The sequence below is a fragment of the Citromicrobium bathyomarinum genome, assembly GCF_021021475.1.
Taxonomy (GTDB): Bacteria; Pseudomonadota; Alphaproteobacteria; order Sphingomonadales; family Sphingomonadaceae; genus Alteriqipengyuania; species Alteriqipengyuania bathyomarina.
This window is the reverse complement of the sequence record NZ_JAINWL010000004.1, coordinates 204499-221483: the sequence shown is the minus strand read 5'-3', so window position 1 is coordinate 221483 and position 16985 is coordinate 204499. Positions and strand designations below refer to the sequence as shown.

The 16985-nt window shown below is 65.3% G+C and carries 14 protein-coding genes and 1 tRNA gene; 4 read left to right on the top strand and 11 right to left on the bottom strand.

Annotation, left to right across the window (positions count from 1 at the left end):
* Nucleotides 1–37 precede the first annotated feature (37 nt).
* Nucleotides 38–3610, top strand: coding sequence for an error-prone DNA polymerase (locus K7H93_RS15265; RefSeq protein WP_230784344.1), 3573 nt, complete (start codon nucleotides 38–40; stop codon nucleotides 3608–3610).
* Between the two features lie 2 nt (nucleotides 3611–3612).
* Entirely contained in the window at nucleotides 3613–4377 is a 765-nt protein-coding gene (locus tag K7H93_RS15260; RefSeq protein WP_230784343.1) for an extensin-like domain-containing protein, read from the top strand.
* Here K7H93_RS15260 and K7H93_RS15255 read toward each other — a convergent pair.
* The 9 genes from K7H93_RS15255 to recJ all read right to left on the bottom strand — a co-directional run bounded on the left by K7H93_RS15255 (nucleotide 4357) and on the right by recJ (nucleotide 13249).
* Nucleotides 4357–4734: a hypothetical protein gene (locus K7H93_RS15255; RefSeq protein ID WP_230784342.1), complete on the bottom strand. Its 378-nt coding sequence runs from the start codon at nucleotides 4732–4734 to the stop codon at nucleotides 4357–4359. The genes K7H93_RS15260 and K7H93_RS15255 overlap by 21 nt on opposite strands.
* Before the next feature lie 62 nt (nucleotides 4735–4796).
* Complete coding sequence (phoB, locus tag K7H93_RS15250; RefSeq protein WP_010237821.1) at nucleotides 4797–5486, bottom strand: phosphate regulon transcriptional regulator PhoB; 690 nt, start codon at nucleotides 5484–5486, stop codon at nucleotides 4797–4799.
* Nucleotides 5487–5541: 55 nt separating this feature from the next.
* Complete coding sequence (gene phoU, locus K7H93_RS15245) at nucleotides 5542–6216, bottom strand: phosphate signaling complex protein PhoU (RefSeq protein ID WP_010237823.1); 675 nt, start codon at nucleotides 6214–6216, stop codon at nucleotides 5542–5544.
* Nucleotides 6213–6983: a phosphate ABC transporter ATP-binding protein PstB gene (gene pstB, locus K7H93_RS15240; RefSeq protein WP_010237825.1), complete on the bottom strand. Its 771-nt coding sequence runs from the start codon at nucleotides 6981–6983 to the stop codon at nucleotides 6213–6215. Before pstB ends, phoU begins: the two co-directional genes overlap by 4 nt.
* Nucleotides 6984–6997: 14 nt before the next feature.
* The gene (gene pstA / locus K7H93_RS15235) at nucleotides 6998–8263 is read right to left on the bottom strand and encodes a phosphate ABC transporter permease PstA (RefSeq protein WP_226663487.1); all 1266 of its coding nucleotides are present in this window, start codon (nucleotides 8261–8263) and stop codon (nucleotides 6998–7000) included.
* A complete protein-coding gene (pstC, locus tag K7H93_RS15230) occupies nucleotides 8263–9648 on the bottom strand; it encodes a phosphate ABC transporter permease subunit PstC (protein WP_230784341.1) in 1386 nt (461 codons plus the stop codon). The genes pstA and pstC overlap by 1 nt, the downstream gene beginning before the upstream one ends.
* A 137-nt stretch (nucleotides 9649–9785) precedes the next feature.
* The gene (locus K7H93_RS15225) at nucleotides 9786–11051 is read right to left on the bottom strand and encodes an ATP-binding protein (RefSeq protein WP_230784340.1); all 1266 of its coding nucleotides are present in this window, start codon (nucleotides 11049–11051) and stop codon (nucleotides 9786–9788) included.
* 201 nt (nucleotides 11052–11252) lie between these two features.
* A tRNA-Glu gene (locus K7H93_RS15220) sits at nucleotides 11253–11327 on the bottom strand.
* Nucleotides 11328–11446: 119 nt separating this feature from the next.
* The gene (gene recJ, locus K7H93_RS15215; protein WP_230784339.1) at nucleotides 11447–13249 is read right to left on the bottom strand and encodes a single-stranded-DNA-specific exonuclease RecJ; all 1803 of its coding nucleotides are present in this window, start codon (nucleotides 13247–13249) and stop codon (nucleotides 11447–11449) included.
* Nucleotides 13250–13329: 80 nt separating this feature from the next.
* Between recJ and K7H93_RS15210 the strand changes: the two genes are divergently transcribed.
* Together K7H93_RS15210 and K7H93_RS15205 are read left to right on the top strand one after the other, a co-directional pair.
* Nucleotides 13330–13815: a flavodoxin family protein gene (locus tag K7H93_RS15210; protein WP_230784338.1), complete on the top strand. Its 486-nt coding sequence runs from the start codon at nucleotides 13330–13332 to the stop codon at nucleotides 13813–13815.
* A gap of 123 nt (nucleotides 13816–13938) precedes the next feature.
* Nucleotides 13939–14700, top strand: a complete 762-nt coding sequence (locus K7H93_RS15205; RefSeq protein WP_230784337.1) for a hypothetical protein — start codon at nucleotides 13939–13941, stop codon at nucleotides 14698–14700.
* Nucleotides 14701–14704: 4 nt separating this feature from the next.
* Here K7H93_RS15205 and K7H93_RS15200 read toward each other — a convergent pair whose 3' ends face one another.
* Nucleotides 14705–15679 (bottom strand): NAD(P)H-dependent flavin oxidoreductase, encoded by a 975-nt coding sequence (locus K7H93_RS15200; RefSeq protein WP_010237838.1) that lies wholly within the window; start codon nucleotides 15677–15679, stop codon nucleotides 14705–14707.
* A 69-nt stretch (nucleotides 15680–15748) separates the two neighbouring features.
* Complete coding sequence (locus tag K7H93_RS15195) at nucleotides 15749–16804, bottom strand: amidohydrolase family protein (RefSeq protein WP_230784336.1); 1056 nt, start codon at nucleotides 16802–16804, stop codon at nucleotides 15749–15751.
* Nucleotides 16805–16985: the final 181 nt, after the last annotated feature.

Here is a 16985-nt window from a genome sequence, read left to right as displayed (position 1 = left end):
TTCGCGCGAATGACGGGGAGGGCAGGACAATCCACCCATGCCCGACGCACCACTCACCCCCGACAAGCGCCGGATAGAGATCGACCCGGATGGCGTCGATCCGCCACCCCGCGCGCCCTTCGTCGAGCTGGGTCTCGTCTCGTGCTTCAGCTTCCTGCGCGGCAGTTCGGACGCGGTCGACCTCGTTACCGCCGCGCGAATGCTTGGCTATGACGCGCTCGGAATTGCCGATGCCAATACGATGGCTGGTGTGGTCCGTATTCACACCGAGGCGAAGACGCTAAAGCTGCGGCCCGTGATCGGTTGCCGGATCGAGACGGTCGAAGGCCTCGCCTTTCTCGCCTACCCGAAGGATCGCGCGGCTTACGGGTGCCTGTGTCGTCTGATCAGCCAGGGCCGGATGCAGACGCTTTCGGGAAAGTGGCAGGAGAAGGGTGTGTGCGAGATCGACCTCGCGATGCTCGCCGACCATGCTGAGGATGTGCAACTGATCCTGCTACCGCCGGACGATCTCGGTGCACGGTTCACGATTGCGGTGCCCAGCAATGTGATCCCCTTTCGTCATCCTTCTTCGGAGCTGCAGAAGGGAAGCGTTAGCCCGGATCAGGTCCGGGGTAACGACAAGGTCGAACTGACCGCGCCATTCCCCCGGCTCCTTGCGCACCTGACCGCGCAGTTGCCGACGCTGCGCCACCTTGCCGCCGCCTATCTCTATCGCGGCGACGATATCGCGCGGATCGATCGGTTGGGCGCGATGGCGCGCGAGCACGGCTTGTTGCTGCTCGCCACCAATGATGTGCATTACCACGCGGCCGAGCGCCGCCCGCTCAATGACGTCATGACGGCAATCCGCCACAAGACGACCGTGGAGGCCGCCGGCCACCTGCTCCACGCCAATGCCGAGCGGCACCTCAAATCGCCCGAAGAAATGATCCGCCTGTTCGCGCGCTGGCCCCATGCCATCATGGCGTCACGCGATATCGCGGATGCCTGCACCTTCAGCCTTGAAGATCTGAAGTACGAGTACCCGAAGCGGGCTTATCCCGACGGCATGACCCCGCAGCAATATCTGGAACAGCAGACCTGGGAGGGTGCAAATTGGCGTTATTCCAACGTGATACCTGCCAAAGTTAAAACCACGCTTGAGTATGAGCTGGAGCTGATCGGCAAGCTCGATCTCGCCCCCTATTTCCTCACCATCAAGGAAATCGTCGATTTCGCGCGTAGCCAGGCGCCCCCGATCCTGTGCCAGGGGCGCGGCAGCGCGGCCAATTCCGCCGTTTGCTTCTGCCTTGGCATCACCAGCGTCGATCCCGCCGAGCACCAGTTGCTGTTCGACCGGTTTCTTTCCGAAGAGCGCAGTGAGCCACCCGATATCGATGTCGATTTCGAGCATGAGCGGCGTGAGGAAGTCATCCAGCACATTTACAAGGAGTATGGACGGGATCGCGCCGGCTTGTGCGCCACCGTCATTCACTATCGCCCGCGCATGGCGATCCGCGAGGTGGGCAAGGCGATGGGCCTGTCGGAAGACGTAACCGCGTCGCTCGCGCGGACCGTGTGGGGTGGCTGGGGGCGCGAGATCGGCGAGGATCACGTCACGGAAACGGGCATGGATATCACCGATCCGCACTTGAGGCGCGTTCTCACGCTCACCAGTCAAATGATTGGAATGCCGCGACATCTATCCCAGCATGTGGGCGGTTTCATCCTCACCGATGGGTTGCTGACCGAGACCGTGCCGATCGGTAATGGCGCAATGGCCGATCGCAGTTTCATCGAATGGGACAAGGACGACATTGACGATCTTGGCATCTTCAAGGTCGACGTGCTCGCGCTCGGGATGCTGACCTGCATTCGCAAGGGCCTCGATCTGCTGGAGGACCATTACGAGCGGCCACTGACCCTCGCCACCATCCCGCAGGAGGATCCTGCGGTTTACGACATGCTGTGCAAGGGGGACTCGCTCGGCGTATTCCAGGTCGAGAGCAGGGCACAGATGAACATGCTGCCGCGCCTGCAACCGCGCAAATTCTACGATCTGGTGGTGCAGGTCGCAATCGTGCGCCCCGGCCCGATCCAGGGCGATATGGTCCACCCCTATCTCAAGCAGCGGCGATTGGCGCACGCGGGAAAGACCGATTTCCAGCTTCCTGCGCCCGCGCCCGAGCATGGACCGCCTGACGAATTGTCCTCGATCCTTGGGCGCACTTTCGGGGTGCCGATCTTTCAGGAGCAGGCGATGAAGATCGCCATCGATGCGGCCAAGTTCTCTCCGGCAGAGGCCAACCGCCTGCGCCGGGCGATGGCCACCTTCCGCAGCCGGGGAATGGTGCACGCGCACGAGGAAATGATGGTCGGGAGGATGATCGAGCGCGGCTACGACCCCGACTTCTCCCAGCGCTGCTTCGACCAGATCAAGGGTTTCGGGGAATACGGCTTCCCGGAGAGCCATGCGGCCAGCTTCGCGCACCTCGTCTACGTCTCCAGCTGGCTCAAGTGCCACTATCCGGCGGCCTTCGCCTGCGCGCTGCTCAATTCGCAGCCGATGGGCTTCTACGCGCCCGCACAGATCGTGCGCGATGCGGCGGGGCATGGGGTCGCGGTGCTGCCGGCGGATGTGAATGGGTCGGACTGGGATTGTACGTTGGAGGACATTCCTCCCCGTGCCGGGGAGGATAAGGGACCCATGGCCCTGCGTCTCGGCCTGCGTCAGATCGACGGTTTCCCTGAGCATGTCGCGGCCAAGCTGGTGGCGGAACGGATCGAAAACGGCCCTTATCGTGATGTGGCAGAGCTACGCGATCGCGCAGGGCTTGCTCCCTCGCATGTCGAACGGCTCGCCAGCGCCGATGCCTTCCAGTCGCTCGACCTGCCGCGCCGGCAGGCTCTGTGGGACGCGCGCAGCCTGATCGCCGCACCCGACCTACCGCTGTTCCGCGCGGCGGCAGAGCGTGAGGAGGGGGCGGAAAAGGCCCGGACTGCGCTGCCCGTGATGCCGCTCAGCGAAGAGGTCGTCGCCGATTACCAGACCACCCGGCTCAGCCTGAAGGCACACCCGATGGCCTTCCTGCGCGCCGATCTGGCCGAGCGTGGCTTCGTGCGTGCGTGCGACCTGCGCGAGCGCAAGTTCCGCTCCATGGTCCAGGTCGCGGGAGTGGTGTTGATCCGCCAGCGACCGGGCAGCGCAAAGGGCGTGTGCTTCATCACGCTGGAGGACGAGACGGGGGTGGTGAACCTGGTCGTGTGGCCCGATCTCAAGGAAAAACAGCGCAAGGTGGTGATGGGCGCGCGGCTTATGGAGGTGCGCGGGCGGGTGGAGTACGATGAGGAGGTGATCCACGTCATCGCCCACCACATGACCGACGCGACGCACATGCTCGCGCGCCTGTCCGACGATGCGCTGCAATACCAGCTGGCGCGCGCCGACCATGTGAACAGCCCGCTGCCGTCAGGGAAGATCAATCCGCGCGACAACCTGCGCGATGAGGGCACTGAAAACGAGATCTACCCCCCAATTCGGCCGCGCGATCTGATCGACGAATTGCCCGGCACCGGCGGCCATCCCCGCAATGTCCGGATCATTCCCAAGTCGCGCGACTTTCATTGAGGATGAGCGAGGGCAAGCGACATTCCCGATGGCCGCGCGGCGTCGTCCGCGTGCTGAGGCCGCTCGCCAGCCTCGGGACCGACCGGCGCGTGCTCGCAATCCTCGTACTGCTGGCGCTGTTCGTCGGCGGGCGGGCGTGGCTGGCCGAGAATCCGGGCAGCAATCCGTGGGCCCCGCTCGACCTGCGCGACGAGCCGGGCTGGGCGACCCGCTCCAAGATTGCGGCGCTGCGGGACGACCCGGCGCAATGCCGCGCGGTGCTGGAGCGCAGCGAGGTTGCCTTCACCGCGCTGGAGCCGCTGGGCGAGGCGCCATGCCTTCGCACCAGCCGCACACGGCTTGACGAATTCCCCTACGCTGGCAAGCGGCCCGACACGACCTGCGCGACTGCCGCCGCGCTGGAAATCTGGCGGCGTGATGCCGTGCAGCCCGCCGCGCGAGACATCTTCGGTCAGGAAGTTGCGCAGATCGAGCATTTCGGCAGCTTCAGCTGTCGGCGGATGTACGGACGCGACGAAGGCCCGTGGAGCGAGCATGCCACCGCCAACGCGATCGACATCGCGGGCTTCGTGCTGGCGGACGGTACCCGGATCGCGGTGGTCAACGACTGGCAGGGGGAGGGCGACAAGGCCCGCTTCCTGCGCGCAGTGCGCGATGGGGCATGCCGAGCCTTCGGCACCGTCCTCTCACCCGAGTACAATGAAGCGCATCGCGACCACTTCCACCTCGATCAGGCGGCGCGCGGGTTAGGCGGTGTGTGTCGGTGATTTTCGGGCCATGAACCAGAGCCAGCCAACTGCGCCAGCCATCACACCCAGCCACACATAATATCCGGTATGATAGGTCATGATCTCGTTCATGCCTGAATCGTCCGGAACATTGCGCCAGAACAACGCGCTGACGATACCCAGCGCAAGCAGCACCGCACTGATCCGTAAAATCCGCCGCCCGGCCTCTTCGCCGCGCCAAGCACTATAGGCCAGAGCGAGCAGAAACACGGGATTGGCATACGCTGCGAACTGGAGGGGCATCCAGCCGAAAAGCGTGCCGAGGAACAGCACAATCCAACCCGCAAAGGTCTGATTTTCGTTTATGTGATCGGTGGTCGCAACCGGGAGGAACAATGCGCCGGTCCAGCCCGCGATCAGAACCGCCGGGACCGCATAGCGCGGCCAACCACTTGTGCTCACACCGCCTCGAGCGCGTATCCGGCGGAGCGGACCGTACGGATCGGATCGCTTGCGCCTTCCAGCTCCAGCGCCTTGCGCAGCCGCCGGATATGCACATCGACCGTGCGCAGCTCGATATCGCTGCCGGTGCCCCATACGCCGTCGAGCAGCTGCCCACGGCTGAACACGCGGCCCGGGCTCTCCATAAAGAACTTGAGCAGACGGTACTCGGTCGGCCCCAGCTGCAGGTTGCGCCCGCGCCGTTCGACCTTGTGCGCGACGGGGTCGAGCCTGATATCGCCGACCTCGATCGTCTCGCCGGCCAGCGCCGGGCGGATGCGACGCATGACGGCGGCTACCCGGGCGAGCAGTTCGCGGGGGCTGAACGGCTTGGTCAGGTAATCGTCGGCGCCGGTTTCCAGCCCGCGGACCCGGTCATCCTCCGCCTCGCGCGCGGTCAGCATGATGATCGGGACGTGCGCGGTACCCTTGTCCCTGCGCAGGCGGCGACAGACCTCGATCCCGCTGGTCCCCTCGATCATCCAGTCCAGGATGATCAGGTCGGGCACGTCCTCGCTCGCCATAAGCAGGGCTTCGTCGCCATCGGCGGTTACACGGACCTGATAGCCCTCGTTGGCGAACCGGAATTCGAGCAGCTCGGCAAGTGCCGGGTCGTCTTCGACAAGGATCAGCTTGGCAGAAGGCACTGGGTGTCTCGCTAATATGCGGCTGATTTGCCTGTTATGGCGGACCAGCCGTGGGTCAATTCTCGTCTTCGTCGAGCGGGTAATCGCCGGTCGCGGCGAAATAGACCATCTCCGCCACGTTGGTGGCGTGGTCGCCGATACGCTCAATATTGCGGGCCACGAACAGCAGCTGCGCAGCGCTCGAAATGGTCGCAGGATTTTCAACCATGTGGCTGACAAGATTGCGGAAAATGGAGTTATAGAAGGCGTCGACCTTCTTGTCCTGCGCGATCACTTCGCGGGCCAGCGCGGCGTCGCGCGCGGCATAGGCGGTCAGCACGTCGTGCACCATCTCCGCCGCGACGTCGGCCATCGCGGGCAGCAGCGTGAGCGGCTCGAACCGCGTGCGCCCTTCGATCCGCCCGACGCGCTTGGCGATGTTCTTGGCATAGTCGCCGATCCGCTCGACCACCCCGGCGATCTTCAGGGCGGCGATCACTTCGCGCAAATCGTCGGCCATCGGCGCGCGCAGAGCGATGATTTTCACCGCGAGCCGGTCGACCTCGCTCTCCAGCGCGTCCAGCTTGCGGTCGTCTGCCACGATCCTCTCGGCAAGGACTTCGTCCCCGCGGATCAGCGCGTCGAGCGCGCCTTCCAGCGCGGTTTCGGCCAGGCCGCCCATCTCCGTGATGAGCCCGCGCAGCCGCGTGATGTCCTCATCGAAGGCTTTGACTGTGTGTTCCGAGATCATCCGTAGCGTCCGGTGATATAGTCTTTGGTTCGTTCTTCGAGCGGATTGGTAAAGATCTGGTCCGTCGGACCATATTCTACCATCTTGCCGAGGTGGAAAAAGGCGGTCCGCTGCGAAACGCGCGCCGCCTGCTGCATGGAGTGTGTCACGATGACGATCGCATAGCGACCGGCCAAATCGTCGATCAGTTCCTCGATCTTAGCGGTCGCGATCGGGTCCAGCGCAGAGGCCGGTTCGTCCATCAGGATGACTTCGGGGTCGACCGCGATCGCCCGCGCGATGCACAGGCGCTGCTGCTGGCCACCGGAGAGCGCGGTACCCGATTCGCCCAGGCGATCCTTGACCTCGTTCCACAGACCGGCGCGCTGCAGCGAGCGTTCGACGATCTCGTCCAGCTCGCCCTTGCTCTCCGCCAGACCGTGGATTTTCGGGCCGTAGGCGATGTTTTCGTAAATCGACTTGGGGAAGGGGTTGGGCTTCTGGAACACCATCCCGACCCGGGCTCGCAGCTGAACCACATCCATACCGCTGGAATAGATGTCTTCGCCGTCGAGCTCGATCTGACCCTCGACGCGGGCCGAGGGGATCGTGTCGTTCATGCGGTTCAGTGTGCGCAGGAAGGTCGACTTTCCGCAACCCGACGGCCCGATAAAGGCGGTGACGAACTTCGTCGGGATGTCGATCGACACATCGTCGATCGCTTTCTTGTCGCCATAGAAGACCGAGACGTCGCTTGCGCGCATCTTGGGCTCGGCCTTGTCGTCCATGTCGTGGATTACGGTCACCAGGTTTTCTCGAACTTGTTGCGCAGATAAATGGCGAGGGCGTTCATCACCAGCAGGAACAGCAGTAGCACGATAATCGCCGCGCTGGTCCTTTCGATGAAGCCGCGGTCGATTTCATCCGACCACAGGAAGATTTGCACCGGCAGCACCGTAGCGGGCGAGGTGAAGCCATCGGGCGGGGTGGCGACGAAGGCGCGCATCCCGATCAGCAGCAGCGGTGCGGTTTCGCCCAGCGCGCGCGCCATGCCGATGATGGTGCCGGTGAGGATGCCGGGCAGGGCGAGTGGCAGGACATGATGGAAGACCACCTGCACGGGGCTTGCGCCGACCGCCAGCGCACCGTCGCGGATCGAGGGCGGCACGGCCTTGATCGCGTTGCGGCCCGAAATCACGATCACCGGCATGGTCATCAGCGCCAGCGTCATCCCGCCTACCAGGGGGGCGGATCGCATATTGGGGAAGATCCACAGGAACACCGCGAGGCCGAGCAGGCCGAAAATGATCGACGGGACCGCCGCGAGGTTGTTGATCGAAACCTCGATAATGTCGGTCCAGCGGTTCTTGGGCGCGTATTCTTCCAGATAGAGCGCAGAGAGCACGCCGATCGGGAAAGCGAGCGCGAGCGTCACGATCATGGTCAGGATCGATCCCTTGAGCGCGCCCCACACGCCAACCTGTTGCGGGTCGGTCGCGTCGGAGCGGGTCAGGAAGCCCCAGTCGAAACGCTTTTCCAGATAGCCTTCGCGTTCAAGCTGGGCGGCCAGCGCCTGCATTTCGGGCGAGCCTTCGCCGTCCATCCCGCTTGCCAGATCGCCGCTGGCTGGCAGCCAGAAGGTCTCCTGCCCACGCAGCATGGCAGGGTCGGCGCGCAGATCCTCGGCAACCTCGCGCCAGGCATCCTGGCTGAGCTGTTCGGCACCTGCCGCGCCCATCCGCTGTTCGGCGGCGAAGGAGACGATCTCGGGCAGGCCCTGCATTTCGAGCGTCTGCACCGCACCGGGCTGGCTGAGCGAGGCGGCATCTCCGGCGAGGCCCGATTCGGCAAAGTCGATCGGCACCTGCAGCTCGGCGCGCTGGAAGCCGCCGACGCCGTTGATGGTCATGTTGCCGAGCAGCACGAACAGGATCGCGATCGACACGATGATCGCAAACAGGCCGAACAGCTTGAATCGCCGTTCCTGCGCGTAGCGCTGCTTCAGGCGCTTTTCGAACGCCGCGCTGCGGGTCGGCCGGCGCGCTTCGGTATCTGCGGGACTGGTCATTATTCGTACGCCTCCCGGAAGCGCTTCACGACGCGCAGGGCGATGAAGTTGAGCAGCAGGGTGACCATGAACAGCACGAAGCCGAGCGCAAAGGCGCTGAGCGTTGCCGGATGGTCGAAGCTGCCTTCGCCGGTCAGCAGGGCGACGATCTGCACCGTCACCGTGGTCATCGCTTCCAGCGGATTGGCGGTGAGATTGGCGGCGGTAGAGGCGGCCATCACCACGATCATGGTTTCACCGATAGCGCGGCTGACGGCCAGCATGACGCCGCCGACAATGCCCGGCAGCGCGGCGGGGATGAGGACCTTCTTGATCGTTTCGGACTTGGTCGCGCCCATGGCCAGGCTGCCATCGCGCATCGATCCGGGCACGGCCGCGATACTGTCATCCGCCATCGAGGACACGAAGGGGATGATCATCACCCCCATCACCAGCCCGGCGGCGAGCGCGCTTTCGGAGGATGCGTTCTGAATCCCGACGGCCTGGGCCGCATCGCGGATCGCCGGGGCGATCGTCAGCGCGGCGAAATAGCCGTAGACCACGGTCGGCACGCCCGCGAGAATTTCGAGAGCGGGCTTGATGATCTTGCGCCAGCGAGAGCTGGCATATTGGGTCAGGTAGATCGCGCTCATCATGCCCAGCGGAATGGCCACGATCATGGCGATAATCGCGCCGATGAAGATCGTGCCCCAGAACAGGGGGATCGCCCCATAGCGGTCGCCCTGCGGTGCCGCTGGATTGGACATGGGATCCGGGTTCCAGCTCAGCCCGAACAGGAAATCGATCGGGGAGACCATGCCGAAGAATCGGATCGTCTCGAACACCAAGCTGGCAAGGATGCCGAAGGTGGTCAGGATTGCGACCAGCGAAGCGAGCAGCAGCACGCCCATCACGGCGCGCTCCACCTTCACCCGGGCAGTAAAGGCGGGCCGCACCCGGGTGAACGCCCACAGTCCCAGAATGACCGCCAGCGCAAGGGCGAAGCCGAAGCCGACCAGCGTGTAGAAGCGCGAAGCCTCGCGAAACGGCTCGACCAGCGCGGCGGCGTCGGGATTGAACACGCCCGCCGCATGGCCGTAAGCGACCGCGCGCGCTTCGGCGAGCATCGACTGACGCTGGAAACCGAAGGTGGGCAGGCTCTGGCCCGCCGGCGTTGCGAGCACCCACTGGTCGACCAGAATGGGCGAGAGGATGCTCCAGAACACGGCGAACAGGGCGAGCGGCACCGCTACCCAGATCGCCACGTACCACGCGTGATAGCCGGGTCGCGAGACGATCCGCGGTGCATCCTTGTCGCGGCTGAAGGCACGGGCCTTCGCGCGCCCCGCGAGCCAGCCGGCCAGCCCGAGGCCGATCGCAAGCAGGAAGAGAAAGACGGGTGACATGCGGTTGGCGGCCCCTTGAGTGGTGTTCGGAGATGCCGCCGCCAGCGCGATCATCCCCTTGTTTGAGAATCAGAAGCGAGTGAAATGCCGCGTGTCTAGCGGGCCCCGGCTCGCGTTGTTGAAACTATGTGGCAGGGTTATGACAGTCTGTCCGGTTCGTCTGGAATTGAGTCCGGCTGTGCCGTTCGGGCAAACCGTTCCAGCACCGCATCGGGTGCCGGACGGCTCCTGCCCAGCCGCGGCAGGCGCACGGTCACGATGGTGCCGCGACCCACTTCGCTATCGATGTCGAGCCGCCCGTGATGGCGCTCGACGATATGCTTGACGATTGCGAGGCCCAGTCCGGTGCCGCCGGACTGGCGGCTGCGGCCCGGATCGGTGCGATAGAAGCGCCGTGTCAGGTGCGGCAGGTGCTCCGCCTCGATCCCTTCGCCGCGATCTTCCACCTCAAGCTTGGCTTCGCCCAGCGCCGATTCGCTCAACCGGACGGTGACCGGAGTGCCCTCGCGCCCGTATTTGAGCGCGTTGTCTACCAGATTGCGGACCAGCTGCTCCAGCTGCTGCGGATCGCCAAGAACTTCGAAGTCCTCGCTCGCCTCGAAAGCCAGTCGCTCGACTCGGTTTGGCCCGGCCCCTTCGCGTGCGGCACGTTCGACCAGCGCGTTGAGCGGCACGGGCTGCTCTGGGCGATCGTGCTTTTCCGCTTCCACGCGCGAGAGAGACATGAGGTCGCTGACGAGATTCTGCAGCCGCTGCGCCTCGCGGTGGATGGTGTCGAGGAACTTGCGTGCGGTCGCCTGGTCGATGTCCTCAGGGTTTTCGCTCAGCGTTTCGACATAGCCGATGATCGAGGAGAGCGGGGTGCGCAGTTCGTGGCTGGCATTGGCGACGAAATCGGTGTGCGCGCGGCTGATATCGGATTCGGCGGTCTTGGAGACCAGCTCGACCACGCTCGAGCGGTCGTCGATCGCATAACGGCTGACCCGCCACACATCCTTTCGGCGGACCAGCCCGGTGACGATCGCCTCGCCATGCTCATCGGAATCGAGCAGCGCGATCGCTCGCGGGTGGCGCAGGGCGACGCGGATATCCTGCCCGACGACATGATGGCCGAGCAGCTTGCGGGCCGAGCCATTGGCAATCACCACGCGCTTGCGGTCGACCAGCAGCAGCGGGGAATAGGCGTTCTCGATCATCTCCGCGAGCCGGGCGCGCGAAATCCCCTCTGGTCGCGGATCGGGTTCCGCGCGCTGTTCGTCGGGCTGGGTGATCCACAGGGTCAGCGTCCAGACAAGCCAGACCGCCAGTGCATAGCCAACGCCGATCCCCGCCAGCATCAGCAGGAAGACGCTGCAGGTGGCGATGATTACACCGGCCCAGGGGAATGTGAGCGGCTTGTGCATGGCGGCCTGCCTAGGGTGATTTATCGGCCTGCGCCAGAGCGCGGGCACGGACGCGGAGTTGGCTTGGGGAAAATTCGGTTCGTGACACGCAAGAGCACGGCCGCAGGTGCGCAGCACACAGCCTCGCCTGGCCCCTGAAGGTGAGGGGAAGCCTGCATATTGTCGGGAGTAAAATCGCCGGCGATCGTGCCAGCATCCGGATGGTGACCCCTACGGGAATCGAACCCGTGTTTCAGCCGTGAAAGGGCCGCGTCCTAACCGCTAGACGAAGGGGCCACATCCGGAACTGCTTCTGGCGGAGCGGCGAAAAAGCCGGTGACCGCCGAAGCGAGCCGCGCATCTAGGGGCGTCGTTTGAAGCGGTCAAGCCCCGTCATTCGCAATTGTGCAGGTATTTTACGGTTCGATGAAAGCTGCGTCCTCAAGGTGCAATTCCGCACGGGGCGTATTGGCCCACGTATCGACCTTTGCGCGCCCGGCGAGCCACATCCGCGTGCCCGGATGCGCGGCGAGCAAAGCCTGCCCCCAGTCGCTGTCTGCTGCGCGAAAAGCGATCGCCTTGATCGAGCCGCCATCGCGCGATCCCGCAACCAGCCGCACATGATCGCTGCCGACCCGGTCGACCTTCACCAGATGCACAGGGCCGATTGCGATTCGCGGGCCGGGCCAGCCCATGCCGTAGGGCCCGCCGCGCTCCAGCGTCTCGACCAGTTCGACCGTCAGGCCACGCGGGCCGAGCGAGAGGTCGAAACCGAGCGAGGCCTCCGCGCTTGCGGCAGCGACCTGTCTTTCGAGCCGCGATTCGAGCCATTCGGCAAACGCCTCGATCTTGTCCTCATGCACGGTCAAACCGGCAGCCATCGCGTGTCCGCCGCCCGCTTCCAGCAGGCCTTCCTCGCGCGCTGCCATGATCGCCGCGCCCAGATCGACGCCGGGAATCGAGCGGCCCGATCCCTTGCCGAGCCCGGTCTGACTGTCGCGCGCGATTACCAGTGAGGGCCGCCCGGTCTTTTCCTTGATCCGCCCCGCGACGATCCCGATCACGCCTGGGTGCCAGCCATCGCCATGGACGATTCGCACCGCCCGGTTGCCTTGCCCGGCCAGCTGCGCCTCGCCGGCTTCCTGCACCTCCGCCTCGATCGCACGGCGTTCCTCGTTCAGCTGCGATAGCTGCGCGGCGATCTGCGCGGCCTCTTCCGGGTCTTCGGTCGTCAGCAGGCGTACGCCGAGCGTCGATTCGCCCACGCGCCCGCCAGCATTGATTCGCGGGCCGAGCGCGAAGCCCAGATCGGACGAGATCGGCGCGCGGGTCAGCCGGCTCGCATCGATCAGCGCGCTCATTCCGATATTGGCGCGCTTGGCCATCACCTTGAGGCCCTGCGACACGAACGCCCGGTTGAGGCCATGGAGCGCGGCGACATCGGCAACCGTGCCCAGCGCCACCAGATCGAGCAGGCCGCGCAGGTCCGGCTCCTTGCGGTCCTTGAAATAGCCGTGTGTCCGCAGCGTCCTGACCAGCGCGATCGCGACCAGGAAGGCGACGCCGACCGCGGCAAGATGGCCGTGGGCCGCCGCTTCGTCTGCCTCGTCGAGCCGGTTGGGATTAACGAGGGCGAGGGCGGGAGGGCGCTCGGGCGAGCATTTGTGGTGGTCGATCACGATCACCTCCACGCCCGCATCGCGCGCGGCGGCCAGCGCCTCATGTGCCATCGCGCCGCAATCCACCGTGACCACCAGGCTCGATCCCTGTTCGCCCAGCTTGACCAGCGCCTCTCCGCTGGGGCCGTAGCCTTCCAGCAGGCGGTCGGGGATGTAGTAGTCCGCTTCGTGCCCCAGCATGCCGAACAGGCGGATCAGCAGCGCAGCCGAAGTTGCGCCATCGACGTCGTAATCGCCGTAGATGGTCACCTTCTCTCGTGTCAGGATCGCCTGGGCGAGCCGTTCTGCCGCCACCTCCATGTCCTGAAAGATCGCCGGATCGGGCAGGAAGGCGGCAAGCTTGGGTTCGCGCTGGCGTTCCAGATCGTCGCGGGTCACACCGCGAGCGAGCAACAGCTGGGTCAGGATGTCGTCGCCAAGTCCTGCTGCCGGGCCATCGTACTGGTTCGGCCCTCCGCGCCAGCGCCAGCTGCGCCCGCCGAGCGAGCGCTCGACCCCGCAGACGAGGGTGGCGTTGGAATTTGGAGCAGTGGTGGCCATGGGGCTTCCTAGCGCGCCTTGCAGGTAGAACAAAGCGCGGCCCCGTTGACTTTCGACAGCGCGGGCGGAGGGTAGACACGATGGCCGATCCCACTCTTCTGATCGCATGGCACAGCCGCACCGGCGCGAGCGAGGCGATGGCGCGTGCCGCCGCCAACGGGGCAGGCGATGCGGTGCGCTTGCTCGCCGCGCACGAGGTGATGCCCGAGGACCTGCTGGAGGCAAGCGGGTATCTTTTCGTCTGCCCGGAGAACCTCGCGACGATGAGCGGGATGATAAAGGAGATGTTCGATCGCTGCTATTACCCGGTGCTTGGCCGAATCGAAGGCCGCGCCTTCGCGACGATCATCTCCGCCGGGTCCGACGGGGAGGGCGCGCAGGCGCAGATCGACCGGATTGCGCAGGGCTGGCGGCTGAAACGCGTGGCGGATCGCATCATCGTGAACATGCAGGCGCAGACGCCTGAGGAGATTCTGGCGCAGAAGACCGTGCCAGACGATCGCCTGGCAGAATGCGAGGCGCTGGGCGAGGCAATGGCCGAAGGGCTGCGGATGGGCGTGTTCTGACCTTTCTCAACCTGTTCGACTCCGGAGCAATCCTGCGCCGCGGCACTCGACGTAACGCGCCGTTATCCGCAAGGGATGTACCCGGGCGTTTCCGGCGGTGATGCGCCGGGCTAGGGGATCTGCATGTCCGCTCATTCTGACGATCCGGCGCGACCGGAACCGGCCGACGATCTGCTGATCCTGGTCCCACGTGGGGCGCGGCCGACTGCCGCCGCGATCACGCAGGTAGCCCGTAATGCGCCATGGCTCGACCATGCCGGGCCTGAGCTTGGCGGCACTGCGGGCGGGACGATCGCGTTGCAGCGCGCCGGGCTGGGCTTCGACCTTGCCGGTCTTGCCCCCGGCGTGCCGCTACCCGTGCCGCACCCGCTGTCCGCGTGCGAGCTGCCGGACGACTTCGCGCCTGCCAGCATCGCCGCTGTATCGCTGCGGCTCGGCCCGCATATCGAGGCGGGGCGGGGCAGCCTTGCGATCCTGCGCGAGTGGTTCGCGCTTGCCGCCGCGCTGGCCGATTCGCTGGGCGCATCGGGCATCGTTTGGACCCCGGCAGGCCTTGCACTCGGCCCCGCGCTGCTTGCCCGCAACCTGCAGGCATGGGCCGCGCGAGGGGAGCTGCCGGTGACGCTGCTCGCCAGCTTCAACCCCACGCTCGACGGGGCGGTGCAGAGCAGCGGGCTCGCCTTCTTCACCGGGCAGGAGTTCCGCATCGAACCCCAGCTGGTCGGCGGAACCCAGCAGGTCGACACGCTCGCCCGGCTGCTGTTTCGCCACCTGGTCTATGCCGGGCCGCAGTCGGAAACCGGGCATCTGTCCACGCCCGATGGGCACCCGCTGCGGATCGAGCCCGCGGCAGACGGACGCACGATCCGCGTGTGGCCCGGCTGAGCCGCTAGTAGGGTGCAGATGCCTCGTCGAGCGCGGCCTTGGCTTCCTTGTATTCACGCTCCAGCCGGTCGACCATGTCGGCCACACTGCCGACGGACTTGACCGCGCCGATACCCTGGCCCGAGCCCCAGATATCCTTCCACGCCTTGGCCTTGGAGTTGCCGCCGCTGCCGAAGTTCATCTTCGACGGATCGCTTTCGGGCAGGTCGTCCGGGTCGAGCCCGGCAGCCTCGATCGAGCTGCGCAGGTAGTTGCCGTGCACGCCGGTGAACAGGTTCGTGTAGACGATGCCTTCAGCGCTGCTGTCCACGATCCCCTGCTTGTAGCCCTGATCGGCGTTGGCTTCTTCGGTCGCGATGAACGCGCTGCCGATGTAGCCGAAATCAGCGCCCATAGCCTGAGCGGCGAGCACCGAGCGACCGGTCGCGATCGAGCCGGACAGCGCGATCAGCCCGTCGAACCATTCGCGAATCTCATGCATCAGCGCGAAAGGCGACTGCGTGCCCGCATGGCCGCCCGCACCCGCTGCCACCGGGATCAGCCCGGTCGCGCCCTTTTCGATCGCCTTGTGCGCGAAGCGGTTGTTGATGACATCGTGCAGCGTGATCCCGCCCCAGTTGTCGACCGCCTGGAACACCTCTTCACGCGCGCCGAGTGAGGTGATGACCAGCGGCACCTGCCACTTCTCGCACACCTGCATATCCTCTTCGAGGCGGGCATTGGAGCGGTGGACGATCTGGTTGACCGCGAAGGGAGCGGCGGGCCGATCGGGATTGTCACGGTTGTGCGCGGCCAGCTCTTCGGTGATCTGGTGGAGCCATTCGTCGAGCACGCCCGAAGGCCGCGCGTTCAGCGCCGGGAAGCTGCCGACGACCCCGGCCTTACACTGGGCGATGACCAGTTCCGGCCCGGATACGATGAACATCGGCGAACCGATGATGGGTAGGCGAAGGCGATCGAACGGGGCGGGAAGGGGCATTGGTGATCTCTCCGGATAAGCTCTTTGCGAGGGGTCTATGCGCCGATTCCGGCGGTGTCGAGATTGCCGTTACGTCAACTCGAGCAGATGCTCGATGTCATAGACCCGCGCCGCATTGCCCGCGAACAGCGCGCGCTTCTCGTCATCCGAGGCACCTGAAGCGAGCCGTTTCAACGCGTTCCACACCGTGGCGTAGCTGCCCGCCCACTTGTCCACCGGGTAGTTGCTTTCGAACATCGCGCGATCCGGGCCGAACGCCTCGATGCAGGTGTCCACATAAGGCCGCCACATCTGCGCCAGTTCGTCGGATGACACGCTGTCGGTCGGCCCTTCGGCGGGCATCCCGCAGAACTGCATTGCGAGACCGCCCAGCTTCACGACCACGTTCTGGCACTTGGCAAGCTCGCGGATCGAGCCACGCCAGCGCTCGAAGTTCTCGTCCAGCTTGCCTGCATAGCAGGCGGTACCCAGCGGCGTGCCGCAATGGTCGAGCACGATGGTCTGGTCGGGGAAGGCCCGCGCAAGGTCGATCACGTCGCCCAACTGGGGTTCGAGCACCCAGGCATCGAAGGTCAGCCCGCGCTTGCCCAGTTCGGCAAAGCCTTCGCGGAAGGCGGCATCGCAGTAGAGCCCTTCGGGATGGTGGAACGCGGGGCCGAGCACGCTGGGGTCCGCATCCCACGCCCCGGCATGGCGGATGCCCTTGAACCGGGGGCCGCCTGCATCTGCCAGTGCGTCGAGCACGTCGCCGGCCTCCGCACCAAGGCGCAGGTCCGCATGGCCGACGATGCCCGCACAGGGGCGGTAAGGCCCGTAGAGGCCGCTAGCGCCCTGCGCGGCCACTCCGCGAACGAACTCGACCTCGCCCACGACCTTCATCGCCTCGCTGCGTGACGCATCGTAGAACGCGCCGCATTCCATGAAGACCGTGCCGATGATCCGGTGGCCGCTGCTCGTGTCGGCGAGGAACTGGTCGAAGGTGTAGTGGGCGAAGAGGCCAACCGTTTCGAGAAACGGATGAAGCGGTTCGGGGAACGAGCCGAGCAGCGCGCGCAGATCCCACAAGTGGTGGTGCGGGTCGATGATCGGCAGGTCGGGTTCGATGATCGCTTCGGGCGGGGTCATGCGCTCTCCTTGGTCCGTATGGCACAGTGACCGGGCGTATCTGCAAAACTGGTTTCGAGGGGATTTCGCCTTGGGATCAATCGCATGGGCGGCACAGCGGCGCGCGCAGTGTCACCTTCCGCATTTTGTGGGCGAAGCCTCGTTTGCATCCTCTCTCCGGTCTCTTCTGTGTGAAGTAGAT